The 10,935-nt window shown below is 74.1% G+C and carries 13 protein-coding genes; 5 read left to right on the forward strand and 8 right to left on the reverse strand.

All coding sequences use genetic code 11. The features are described from left to right. Window positions 1-54: 54 nt before the first annotated feature. The 3 genes from Q3W71_RS09485 to Q3W71_RS09495 form a co-directional block, all read right to left on the reverse strand. A complete protein-coding gene (locus Q3W71_RS09485; protein WP_302918949.1) occupies window positions 55-1,167 on the reverse strand; it encodes a YihY/virulence factor BrkB family protein in 1,113 nt (370 codons plus the stop codon). 64 nt (window positions 1,168-1,231) lie between these two features. After that, on the reverse strand, window positions 1,232-2,041 hold the full coding sequence (locus tag Q3W71_RS09490; protein ID WP_302918950.1) for an ABC transporter permease: 810 nt from the start codon (window positions 2,039-2,041) through the stop codon (window positions 1,232-1,234). Between the two features lie 11 nt (window positions 2,042-2,052). Continuing rightward, window positions 2,053-2,853: an ABC transporter permease gene (locus Q3W71_RS09495; protein ID WP_302919643.1), complete on the reverse strand. Its 801-nt coding sequence runs from the start codon at window positions 2,851-2,853 to the stop codon at window positions 2,053-2,055. A 166-nt stretch (window positions 2,854-3,019) separates the two neighbouring features. On the opposite strand from Q3W71_RS09495, the gene Q3W71_RS09500 reads away from it, so the two are divergent. Continuing rightward, window positions 3,020-3,334 carry a PadR family transcriptional regulator gene (locus tag Q3W71_RS09500; protein WP_302918951.1) on the forward strand — a complete coding sequence of 105 codons (315 nt, stop codon included), beginning with the start codon at window positions 3,020-3,022 and terminating at the stop codon, window positions 3,332-3,334. Beyond that, a complete protein-coding gene (locus Q3W71_RS09505) occupies window positions 3,334-3,672 on the forward strand; it encodes a hypothetical protein (RefSeq protein ID WP_302918952.1) in 339 nt (112 codons plus the stop codon). The genes Q3W71_RS09500 and Q3W71_RS09505 overlap by 1 nt, the downstream gene beginning before the upstream one ends. Window positions 3,673-3,738: 66 nt before the next feature. On the opposite strand, the gene Q3W71_RS09510 is transcribed toward Q3W71_RS09505, so the two are convergent. From Q3W71_RS09510 to Q3W71_RS09520, 3 genes are read right to left on the reverse strand one after another with little or no spacing between them, the layout of a single operon-like run. Continuing rightward, complete coding sequence (locus Q3W71_RS09510) at window positions 3,739-3,927, reverse strand: DUF397 domain-containing protein (protein ID WP_302918953.1); 189 nt, start codon at window positions 3,925-3,927, stop codon at window positions 3,739-3,741. Between the two features lie 29 nt (window positions 3,928-3,956). Further along, the gene (locus tag Q3W71_RS09515; protein WP_302918954.1) at window positions 3,957-4,148 is read right to left on the reverse strand and encodes a DUF397 domain-containing protein; all 192 of its coding nucleotides are present in this window, start codon (window positions 4,146-4,148) and stop codon (window positions 3,957-3,959) included. After that, window positions 4,139-4,942, reverse strand: coding sequence for a helix-turn-helix transcriptional regulator (locus tag Q3W71_RS09520; protein ID WP_302918955.1), 804 nt, complete (start codon window positions 4,940-4,942; stop codon window positions 4,139-4,141). Before Q3W71_RS09520 ends, Q3W71_RS09515 begins: the two co-directional genes overlap by 10 nt. 425 nt (window positions 4,943-5,367) lie before the next feature. Here Q3W71_RS09520 and Q3W71_RS09525 point away from each other — a divergent pair, with 425 nt between their 5' ends. Next, on the forward strand, window positions 5,368-5,640 hold the full coding sequence (locus Q3W71_RS09525) for a flavin reductase (RefSeq protein ID WP_302918956.1): 273 nt from the start codon (window positions 5,368-5,370) through the stop codon (window positions 5,638-5,640). Between the two features lie 47 nt (window positions 5,641-5,687). On the opposite strand, the gene Q3W71_RS09530 is transcribed toward Q3W71_RS09525, so the two are convergent. Both Q3W71_RS09530 and Q3W71_RS09535 read right to left on the reverse strand, forming a co-directional pair. Continuing rightward, window positions 5,688-6,227: a hypothetical protein gene (locus tag Q3W71_RS09530; RefSeq protein WP_302918957.1), complete on the reverse strand. Its 540-nt coding sequence runs from the start codon at window positions 6,225-6,227 to the stop codon at window positions 5,688-5,690. 88 nt (window positions 6,228-6,315) lie between these two features. Then, window positions 6,316-7,248, reverse strand: a complete 933-nt coding sequence (locus Q3W71_RS09535) for an ABC transporter ATP-binding protein (RefSeq protein WP_302918958.1) — start codon at window positions 7,246-7,248, stop codon at window positions 6,316-6,318. A 509-nt stretch (window positions 7,249-7,757) separates the two neighbouring features. On the opposite strand from Q3W71_RS09535, the gene Q3W71_RS09540 reads away from it, so the two are divergent. Then, window positions 7,758-9,896, forward strand: coding sequence for a TRAP transporter fused permease subunit (locus tag Q3W71_RS09540; RefSeq protein WP_302918959.1), 2,139 nt, complete (start codon window positions 7,758-7,760; stop codon window positions 9,894-9,896). After that, entirely contained in the window at window positions 9,893-10,918 is a 1,026-nt protein-coding gene (locus tag Q3W71_RS09545; protein ID WP_368050440.1) for a TAXI family TRAP transporter solute-binding subunit, read from the forward strand. Before Q3W71_RS09540 ends, Q3W71_RS09545 begins: the two co-directional genes overlap by 4 nt. Window positions 10,919-10,935: the final 17 nt, after the last annotated feature.

Raw genomic sequence — 10,935 nt, forward strand, 5'->3', positions numbered from 1 at the left:
CGCCCCGCCACCCGGGGTGGGGGGCGGGGCGGGGTAGGGGCGGGGTAGGGGCGGTTAGCGGGGGCCGGGGGCGTTGCGCTTCTTGCGGAGCTTGCGGTCGTCGCGCAGCTCGACGTACGGCTCCTCGTCGGCCGCGTGCCCGGCCGAGATGGCGCGGCTGCGCTCCAACTCGGCGTCGAACTCGGCGCCGAGCAGGATCGCGATGTTGCTGAGCCAGAGCCAGACCAGGAAGATGATCACGCCAGCCAGCGCCCCGTAGGTCTTGTTGTACGAGCCGAAGTTGCTCACGTAGAGCGCGAACAGGCCGGAGACCACCAGCCAGATCACCACGGCCAGCACGCCGCCGGGGCTGACCCAGCGGAACCCGCCGTGCCGCGCGTTCGGCGAGGCCCAGTAGAGGATCGCGAACATCAGGCTCACCAGGACCAGCAGCACCGGCCACTTGGCGATGTTCCAGACCGTGACCACCGTGGAGCCGACCCCGATCGCCTCACCGACCTGTTCGGCCAGCCCGCCGGTGAAGACCACGATCACCGCGGAGGCCAGCAGCATCACCCCGATCACCGCGGTGACCCCGATCCGGATCGGCAGCGTCTTCCAGATCGGCCGGCCCTCGGGCACGTCGTAGATGGTGTTCGAGGCGCGCATGAACGCCGCGATGTAGCCGGACGCGGACCAGAAGGCGGCCAGCAGACCGAGGATCGCCGCGAGACCGGCGAAGCCGCCGCTGCGTGTCGCCTGGTCGATGGCGCTCTCGATGATCTGCCGGATGTTCTCCTGCGGCACCGTCTGGGTGACGGTGTCCTTGACGCCCTTGGTGGCCCGCTCGCCGAGCAGGCCGAGGATCGAGACCAGCACCAGCAGGCCGGGGAAGATGGAGAGCACGCCGTAGTAGGTCAGCGCCGCCGCCCAGTCGGTCAGGCTGTCGTCCTTGAACTCCCGGACGGTGCGGCGCAGCGCCGCCTTCCACCCGGTGCCCGGCAGCTGGGCCGGGCTCTCCGGCCCCTCGTCCGGCCCGACCGGCCGGGAGTGGCCGGCACGCCGGCCGCCGTCGGCGCCCCGCGCGTGCTCGGCGTCGCGGCCCGGGCGGGCGTACTCGGGATCGCGCCCGGCGGGCGCGTCATCGGCGTCGCGCCCGGCGCGGGCGGAAGTCTCGTCGGAGGCCATCGCCCCTCCCTCGTGGTCTGCGGTGTGCTGACCACATGCCCCGACGACCGCACCGGATAACCCGCTACTTGTAGAGCAACCTGCCCATCCGGCGCGAGGCCACGAGCAACCCGACGGCCAGCACGGCCAGCAGGTAGAGCACGTCGGGCAGCCACGACCAGCCGTCGCCGCCGACCGTGACACCCCGGATCAGGTGCACCGCCCGGTAGAGCGGGGTCACCTCGACCAGCCAGCGCAGCACCGACGGGTACGCCTCGGCCGGCACGAAGGTGCCGGAGAAGAGGAAGAGGGTGAACTGGGCCGACCCCATCAGGTCGAAATCCTGCCAACTGCGCATGAAGGTGGAGACGGACATGCCGATCGCCCCGAAGGCGAACCCGACCAGCACCGCGGCCGGAAAGGCGACCAGCGCCCGGGCGGCGGTGGTGAGGTCCATCGCCACCATCACGGCGAGAAAGGCCGCCGAGTAGGCGCTGCCCCGCAGCATCGCCCAGCCCAGCTCGCCGAGGGCGATCTCGAACGGCTGCACGGGGGTGGCGATCACCCCGTCGTACAGCTTCATGTACTTCATCTTGCCGAAGAAGTTGAAGGTGGTCTCGGCCAGCGCGCCGGTCATCGCCGAGGAGGCCAGCATCGCCGGGGCCACGAACGCCGCGTACGAGACGACCTGCCCGCCGGGCAGGGTGAGGTCGCCGACCAGGGCGCCCACCCCGACCCCGATGGAGAGCAGGTAGAGCAGCGGCTCCACGAAGCCGGAGAGGAGCAGCAGCCAGTAGACCGACTTCAGCGCCGCGACGTTGCGCTCGGCGACCGACACCGACCGCCGGGTCGCGGCGGAGACGTCGACCAGCCGGGGCAGTACGAGAGTGACCACGACAGCCTTCCTCAGACGACCAGCTTGCGGCGGAACGCACGGTGGGCCAGCAGCCAGCCGCCGAGCGCCCAGGCCGCGAGGTAGAGCAGGTGGCCGGCGACCGACCACTGCGGAGCGACGCCCAGGGTGGCCGCCCGGCACAGGTCGACGCCGTGCCAGAGCGGCGTCGCGTAGGCCACCCAGCGCAGCCCCACCGGCAGCGACTCGACCGGGAAGAACACCCCGGCGAAGAGCGTCATCGGGATTACCGCGAAGCGGAACAGCATGGCCAGCCAACTGTCGGTGTCGACCGCCGACGCGTAGGCGAAGGTGGGCGCCGCCACGGCCAGCCCGAGCAGCGCCACCACCGCCGGGACCACCAGCGCCCAGGGCGAGCGCAGCGCCCCGAACAGGGCGGTCACCACCAGGAACGCGGCGATCGTGGTGAGCACCCGGAACAGCACGAAGGCCAGGTGACCGGTGAGGATGTCGGCCACCCGCAGCGGCGCGGCGCTCTGCGCGAAGTAGGTCTTGATCCACTGGAAGTTGCTGAACACCGGCCAGGTCGACTCGCCGATGGCCACCTGCACCGCGGTCGAGGCGATCAGCCCCGGCACCAGCCAGTCGAGGTAGCGCACGCCGTCGACGCCCTGGTCGATGTAGGCCCCGACGCCCAACCCGAAGCCGACCACGGTCAGCACCGGCAGCAGGAACGAGGAGAAGACCCCGGCCCGCCAGGTGCGCCGGTAGCCCACCAGGTAGTGCGCCAGCACCGCGAGCGCCGGCACCCGGGGCAGCGGCGGCCGCGCCCGCTCCCGCGCCTGTTGGGTCACGCTCACCCGATCACCCCCGTCCACCACGGCCTTCCTACCCCGGGGGTACGACAGGCCGTGGCCACCCTACGACCGGCGTGCCGACCTGTCGTGGCAGTTTCCGCCGCGGGCGGGGGTGCCCGGGTTTTCCTGGACAGGCTTAATCTACATAGGTAGTCTTGACCTCGTGGAGCCACTCGGACGCATCGGTGCGGCGACGGTCGACGTCCTGCGGGTGCTGCTCGACAGCGACCGGCCGCGCTGGGGGCTGGAGATCATCAAGGCCACCGGCCGCCCGTCCGGCAGCGTCTACCCGCTGCTGGAGCGGTTGGAGCGCAACGGTTGGGTGACCTCGCACTGGGAGGACGAGACCGACCGTCGCGGCCCCCGGCGGCGGATGTACCGGCTCACCGCCGACGGCACGGTGGCCGCCCGGCGGGTCTGCGCCCAGGCCGCCGCCCGGGCGGCGGACCGGCGCCCGGCTCGACTGCGGGAGGCGTGATGGCGCCGGTCCGGGCCGCGCTCGTCCTCGTCCGCTGCGCCGCGGCGCTGCTCCCCGGCCCCTCCCGGGCCCGTCATCTCGAACAGTGGCAGGCGGACGTCCACGGCGCCGCCGACCTCGGCATGTCACCCCTGCGGCTCGCCGCGGGCACCCTCCGCGCCGCCGTCCGGATCGCCGCCACCAGCCCGAAAGGACCTCGAACCATGCAGCCAATCGGCCCGCTCGCCCTCGCCCTGAAGCTGGTCGGCGGCACGCACGCCCGCCGCCGCGCCGCCGCGCTCGCCGCCGTGTTCACCGCGACCCTGCTGGCCGGCGTCGGGCTGCTCATCGCCGGCTGACCGGCGACCGCTCCGCCGCCGGCTGCCCGGACCGGCACCCGGCATCCGGCATGCGCGGCGAGCGAGCTACCGCCGGGCGACGCCTGCGATGAACGCGCGCCAGGCGTCCGGGTCGAAGGTCAGGGCCGGGCCGGCCGGGTCCTTGGAATCGCGCACGGCCACCACGCCGGGCAGGTTGTCGGCCACCTCCACGCAGTTGCCGCCCTGGCCGTTGCTTCGGCTGCTCTTGCGCCACCGGGCGCTGGTCAGATCCATGCCTCCGCCACCTCCACCAGGAGACAGCCCTACCGTCGGCCGGCCGTGTGCGCGACGAAGGCGCGCCAGGCGTCCGGGTCGAAGGTCAGGGCCGGGCCACCCGGGTCCTTGGAATCGCGCACCGCCACCACACCCGGCAGATTGTCGGCCACCTCCACGCAGGCGCCGCCGCTGCCGTTGCTGCGGGTGCTCTTGCGCCACCGGGCGCCGCTCAGGTCCATGTCTCCGCCACTTCCGTCATCAGGTCGAGGGACTGCTGCTGCGATAGTGCCTCACCACGGATCGACTCCCACACCTCGACCATCTGCCGCACATACTCCGCACGGTCGATCACCTGGCCGTGGCGCTGCCCCTCCAGGTAGACAACGTCCTCCCCGGCGGGCGAGGTGGCGATCACGAAGGGGCCGTCGAGCCCAGCGTACGCTCCGGCGGAGAGGGGCACGACCTGGATCCGAACCCGGGACAATGCCGAGCAAACCTTTACCAGGTGCAGCAACTGCTCGCGCATCACCGCCGATTCGCCGACGCAGCGGCGCAGCACGTACTCGTCTATGACGGCGGTGAACAATGGCGGTCGCTCACGGGTGAGCACGCCCTGTCGATCAAGCCGGGTCGCCACCTGCTGTTCGATCTCGTCCGCCGCGAACAGCCCGGCACCGACGAGAATGGCCCGGGCGTAGCCCTCGGTCTGCAACAGGCCCGGCACGTAGAGCGGCTCGAACCACCGCAGTGCCGTGGCTTCCTGCTCGATGCCGGCCCAGTCGCGGAACCAGGGCACCACCGTCTCCCGGCTGATCCGGCGTTGGATGCGCTCGAAGCGGCCGTCGGCGCCGAACACCGCGTCGCAGCGGCGGGCGAAGTCGAGGCTCGGCCGGCGCTCGCACGTCTCCACCTTGGCGACCAGGGCGCCCGAGTAGCTCAGCGCCTCGGCCAGCGCGCTCTGGGACATGCCGCTGGTGGCCCGGGCCAGCCGCAGCTCCTCCGCGAAGTGGTCCAACATGGACGAGCGTTCCACGGACAGCCTCCGTACATCCTCGTACCGGCCGGGACCGGCCGCCATACGCCCTGGTCGTCGGCGCGCGGGACCTCCCACCGTAGTCGGGTCCTCACCAGACTGTCACGCAGCGGAACCGCTCACGGGATCGGACGGCGGGCGGAACCAGGCCGGGGGCGCCCGGCGACAACGAGGTCCGGGCGCCCCCTTCCCAGCTCGACGGAGGCTCACCGCATGCGACTCAGGTTCTGGCGCTGCCGGCGCCCGACGCCACCCGCCACGCTCCCCCGGCGTACGCCCAACACCCGGCCGGCGTGGGCGACCGCGCCGACGGAGGTCTTCCCCACCGACGGTCCGGGACGCCCGGGGCGGCTGACCCGAGCGCAGGAGTGGCGGGCGAACGGTGGCCACTGGCTGCCGTCGCCGCGCCGGAGCGCGGAGGGTCCGTGCCGGAGCGAGGACGGCCCGCGCTGATGCCGCGCTACCGCCCGCACGTGGCGGCGCGCCCGTCCTGGCGCTGCCGGGTGTGCGGCGCCGCGTGGCCCTGCTCCCCGGCCCGGCTGGCGCTGCTCGGGGAGTACCGGGAGAACCGGACGGGTCTGCTGATCTACCTCGGCACGCTGATGTGCGAGGCCACCGCCGACCTGGCCGAGCTGAACGGTCAGGCGGTGCCGGACGGGTTGGCCGACCGCTTCCTGAACTGGGCGAGGGCGCGGTGACCAGCACGACCGCTCGGCCCAGCTCAGCCGGGGCCCGTCCGGGTCGGTCAGCCGCGGATCGCGCGGAGCAGCGACCGGAGCGCGTAGCCGAGCAGCAGCACGCCCGCGCCGGTGCCCACCACCAGGCCGGCCGACACCCCGGTGGCCAACCCGGTCACCAGCCCGGCCAGCGCCACCGCGCACATCGCCACGCCGAGCGGCCGCAGCAGCGGGTCGCCCAGCAGCGGGGCGAGCGGGAAGAAGTGCAGCCCGACCACGGCGCAGACCAGCGCCGGGGTGAACTCCGACCAGCCGGCGGCGGCCAGCAGCACGGCGCCGAGCGCGGCGACGGCGAACTCGGCCACCACGATCAGCAGGTAGCGCCGGTCCGTCGCGCGGTCGCGCGGCCCGGCGTCCGCGCCCCGGGACCGGGCCGTGACGATGCCGCCGCCGACCGCGGTGAGCAGCGCCGCCACGCTGCCGGCCACCAGCACGCCGCGCAGCGGTTGCTCGGCGGCCGGCACGCTGAACCAGACGGTGGCGAAGATGCCGAGGTAGAGCGCGCCGAGCCCGCCCTGACGCCGCGACCGAACCGCTCCGACCGACACCGGCACCCCCGCTCGCCGCGCCCGGGCCACCGGCGGCCGGGCGTCCGGCCGATGCTACGGGCACCGGGGCAGCCCGGCCGGGCGGGCCTCAGTCGACCAGGGTGCGCCCGGTCAGGTGCAGGAAGACGTCCTCCAGGCTGCTGCGCCGGACCAGCACGTTGGCCGGGGTGAGCCCGAGCCCGTTGACCTCGGCCACCGCCGCGTCGCCGTCGGGGACGTAGAGCAGGATCCGGTCGGGCAGCACCTCGACCCGCTCCGCCAGCGGCTCGACCTTGCCGGCGAACGCCTCCTGCGACTCGGCGGCGAAGCGCAGCTCGACCACCTCGCGGGTGGAGTGCCGCTCGATCAGCTCACGCGGCGAACCCTCGGCGACGATCCGCCCCCCGTCCATCACCACCAGCCGGTCGCAGAGCTGCTCGGCCTCGTCCATGTAGTGCGTGGTGAGCACCAGCGTGACGCCCTGCTGCTTGAGCCGGAACAGCCGCTCCCAGACCAGGTGCCGGGCCTGCGGGTCGAGGCCGGTGGTCGGCTCGTCGAGCAGCACGATCTCGGGCTCGTTGACCAGGGCGCGGGCGATGGTCAGCCGGCGCTTCATGCCGCCGGAGAGCGGCTCGACCTTGCTGTCGGCGCGCTCGCTGAGCTGGACGAAGTCGAGCAGCTCGGTGGCCCGGGCCCGGGCCACCCGGCGGGAGATGCCGAAGTAGCGGGCGTAGGTGGTGAGGTTTTCCCGGACGGTCAGCTCGGGGTCGAGGTTGTCGAGCTGCGGGCAGACGCCGAGGCGGGCCCGGATGGCCGGGCCGTCGCGGACCGGATCCATGCCGAGGATGCGCAGCTCACCACCGCTGGGCGGGGAGATGCAGCCGACCATCCGCATGGTCGAGGACTTGCCGGCGCCGTTGGGGCCGAGGAAGCCGAACGCCTCGCCGGAGCGCACCTCGACGTCGATGCCGTCGACGGCGGTGAAGTCGCCGAACCGCTTCACCAGCCCCCGGGCCTGGATGAGTGGTTGAGCCGTGGTCACCGCCCGACCCTAGCCGCCGGGTCCGACAGCTCCACCCGAATTACCCGCGCCCCGGCGGGCGGCAGCGGCGACACGGGACGGACGGATGTCGATACCCCGTCCGCCGCTTGATCGACGTGTACTCGTCCCTCAGGCCGCCCACCCGCCCACCCGACGGCTCACCGCCACCCGGCCGGCTGGCCGATGGGGCCGGTGCCGCCGGCCGCCTCGGCCCGCCCGGGGCAGCGCCCCGGCCGGCGGCACCGCCCGCCCCGGAGACGATGCCGGCGGACTCCCCCGCCGCACCCGGCGACCCCGAACGTCCGGCGGGCCAACCCGTCGACCCCGAGGCCGCCGCGCGACCGGCCGGCACCACCACCGCCTCCGACACCGCCGGGCCGGCGGAAGGCGTCGCCACGGAGCACGCCGGAGGCGACGCGAATCCGCCGGGCACCGCGACCGACGGCCCCGGCATCGCCACCGAGGGCCCCGGCACCGCACGGGCGGCGACGGGCGGAACCGGACCGACGGTGGCCGACGCGGCGACCGCCGACCTGGCCGCCCGGTTCGAGGACGAGAAGCCCGGCCGGACCCTCACCGGAGCGCCCGGCCTGCTGCTGGCCGGCGTGGCGCTCGCGGTCGCCGCGCTCGCCCTCTGGCAGGTGTTCCGCCCGCTGCCGCAGGGCAGCAAGTACTACCTGATCATCTTCCTGGCCGGCGTACTGCCACTGGTCTTCCTGGCCTACCCGGCCGACCTGCCACTGCCGGCCCGGCTCCGGCGGGCGATCCGGCCCGGCCGGTCCGGTGCGGACGGCCAGGTCCGGCCCGGCCGGTCCGATGGGGAGGGACCGGAGGGACCGGTCGGACCGGTCCGGCCAGCGGGGAGCGCGCGGCCGACCCTGCCGGACTGCGCGCTGGCCGCCCTGGCCCTGCTCGCCTGCCTCTACCCGGTGCTGCCGGTCCGCCTCGGCGCCGGCGGCGGCGGGTACAACGCCTTCCTCGACCGGCAGGGCCTGCTCGTGCCGCTGGACCTGGTGCTGGGCACGGTGCTGCTCCTGCTGCTGCTGGAGGCGTGCCGCCGCACCACCGGCTGGATCCTGCCCGCGGTCTGCCTGCTGTTCCTCGGCTACGGCTACTACGGCGGGCTGCTGCCGCAGTCCTGGCCGGTCGCCCACGCCGGGCTCGACTTCAGCCAACTGGTCGACGCCTTCTACAACTCCGACAGCGGCTTCTACGGCACCCCGCTCGACGTCGCCGCCTCGTACATCGTGCTGTTCACCATCTACGGCGCGGTGCTCGACCTCTCCGGCGCCGGGCGGTTCTTCGTGGACCTGTCCACCGCCGCGTTCCGCCGCTCGCGGACGGCCGCCGGGCGGACCGCCGTCGCGTCCGGCTTCCTGCTCGGCACCGTCTCCGGCTCGGGCGCCGCGACCACTGTCAGCATCGGCGCGGTGACCTGGCCGATCCTGCGACGCGCCGGCTACCCGCCCGAGCGGGCCGGCGGCATGCTCGCGGCCGCCGGGGTGGGCGCCATCCTCTCGCCGCCGACGCTGGGCGCGGCGGCGTTCATCATCGCCGAGTACCTGGGCGTGTCGTACCTCCAGGTGCTCGGCTGGGCGACCGTGCCGACCGTCCTCTACTACCTGGGCATCCTGCTGGCCGTGGAGATCGACGCCCGGCGGTCCGGGGTCCGCCCGGTGCTGATCGACGCCGCGTCGCCGTGGCGGCTGCTCGCCCGGTTCGGCTACCACTTCGCCTCGCTGGTCGCCATCGTGGTGCTGCTCGCCGTCGGCGTCTCCGCCACCCGCGCGGTGGTGCTGGCCACCGTCCTGGCCGCCGCGCTGTCCTTCCTGGACCGGGCCCACCGGCTCACCCCGGCCCGGCTCGGCGCCGCGCTCGTCGCCGGCGTACGCGGGGTGCTCGCGGTGACCGCCGTCTGCGCCGCCGCCGGCATCATCACCGCGACCACCACGAAGACCGGCCTCGGCCCGCAGGCGGCCGCGCTGCTGGTGAGCGGCGCGCAGGCGGTCGCCTCGGACCCGACCCTGGTGCTCGCGCTCACCGCGGTGCTCGCCGCCGTCGCGCTCAGCCTGCTCGGCCTGGCCGTGCCGGTCACCGCCTCGTTCGTCATCGGCTGGGTGATCATCGGTCCGGCGCTGCTCGACCTCGGCGTGTCCGCGCCGGCGGTGGCGATGTTCGTCTTCTACTTCGCGGTGCTCTCCGAGGTCTCCCCGCCGACCGCGCTGGCCGCCGTCGCGGCCGCCGCGGTCACCGGCGGCCGGCTGGTGCCGACCATGTGGCAGACCCTGCGGTACGCCCTGCCGGCCTACCTGACGCCGATCGCGTTCGTGCTCACCCCGGCCGGCCTCGGGCTGCTCGGCATCGGCGGAGCGCGGCGGATCGCGGTCGCCGCCGTGGTGGTCGCGCTCAGCGTCGCCGTGCTGGCCGTGGCGGCGGGCGGCTGGCTGCCCGGCGTCGGCCCGGCCGGCGTGCCGGAGCGCGTCCTCGGCGCGCTGGCCGGCGTGACCCTGCTCTGGCTCGAACCGGTGCCGGTCGCGGTCGGCCTCGCGCTGGCCGCGGTGGCCGCCACCGGAGTGCTCGTACGACGCGGATCCGCCGGCCGGGCCGCCGGGCCGCGCGCCGGATCACCGGAGGTCAGGGAGGTATGACAGTGAGCGGGAACAGGATTCGGCTGGTGGCGGGGGTGAGCGTGCTCGCCCTCGCCGCGGCGGGTGTCGCGGGCTGCGGCGGCCGGCAGGGCGGCGCGGCGAAGGACGACGCCGCCAGCGAGGTCACCTGCGAGGTGACCGCGGACACCCGGGTCGGTATCGCGACCGGCAACGCGACCGGCGTCTACTACGTGGTCGGCAACGCCCTCGCCGGCCAGCTCTCCGGCAGCACCGGCGGGAAGCTGACCGGCACCGCCGCCGAGACCGGCGCCTCGGTGCAGAACATCGAACAGCTGGTCGCCGGCCAGTACGACGTCGCCTTCTCGCTCTTCGACACGGCGGTCAACGCGGTGCAGGGCAAGGGCAGCTTCACCGCCGCGCAGCCGGTCGAGGCGCTCGCCCGGATCTACGACAACTACACGCAGGTGGTGGTGCGGGCCGACGCGGGCATCGCCTCGGTGGCGGACATGCGGGGCAAGCGGATCTCCACCGGCTCGCCCAAGTCCGGCACCGAGGTGATCGCCAACCGGCTGCTGGAGGCCGCCGGCCTGGATCCGGCCACGGACATCCAGGCGCAGCGGCTCGACCTCGCCAAGACGGTGCAGGGCGTCAAGGACGGCAGCATCGACGGCTTCTTCTGGTCCGGCGGGGTGCCCACCGGCGGGCTGACCGACCTCTTCACCACCGCCGGTGACCAGGTGAGGTTCCTCGACATCACGCCGCTGCTGCCGAAGATGGCCGAGCTGAACCCGGCCTACCAGGCCGGCACGATCGGCAAGGACGTGTACCGCACGGCGGCGGACACGCCGACCATCGTGGTGCCGAACGTGCTGCTGGTGCGCAAGGACCTGGACGCGAACGTGGCCTGCGCGATCACCCGGACGGTGTTCGAGCGCAAGGACGCGCTGGCTCAGGCCAACCCGGCCGCGAAGGGCATCAGCCTGGAGACCGCCCGCCGGACCGACCCCGTACCGCTGCACCGCGGCGCGGACAAGGCACTGCGCGACCTGGGCGCCAACTGAACGGTCGCCGGGCCCGC

The organism is Micromonospora sp. C28SCA-DRY-2, from assembly GCF_030519475.1.
GTDB lineage: Bacteria > Actinomycetota > Actinomycetes > Mycobacteriales > Micromonosporaceae > Micromonospora.

Excerpts from the sequence above, each read along its gene's own strand:
- Q3W71_RS09510 (WP_302918953.1), bottom strand. The coding sequence starts at position 3,927 with ATGGATCTGACCAGCGCCCGGTGGCGCAAGAGCAGCCGAAGCAACGGC.
- Q3W71_RS09545 (WP_368050440.1), top strand. The coding sequence starts at position 9,893 with ATGACAGTGAGCGGGAACAGGATTCGGCTGGTGGCGGGGGTGAGCGTG.
- Q3W71_RS09505 (WP_302918952.1), top strand. The coding sequence starts at position 3,334 with ATGGCGCCGGTCCGGGCCGCGCTCGTCCTCGTCCGCTGCGCCGCGGCG.
- Q3W71_RS09485 (WP_302918949.1), bottom strand. The coding sequence starts at position 1,167 with ATGGCCTCCGACGAGACTTCCGCCCGCGCCGGGCGCGACGCCGATGAC.
- Q3W71_RS09515 (WP_302918954.1), bottom strand. The coding sequence starts at position 4,148 with ATGGACCTGAGCGGCGCCCGGTGGCGCAAGAGCACCCGCAGCAACGGC.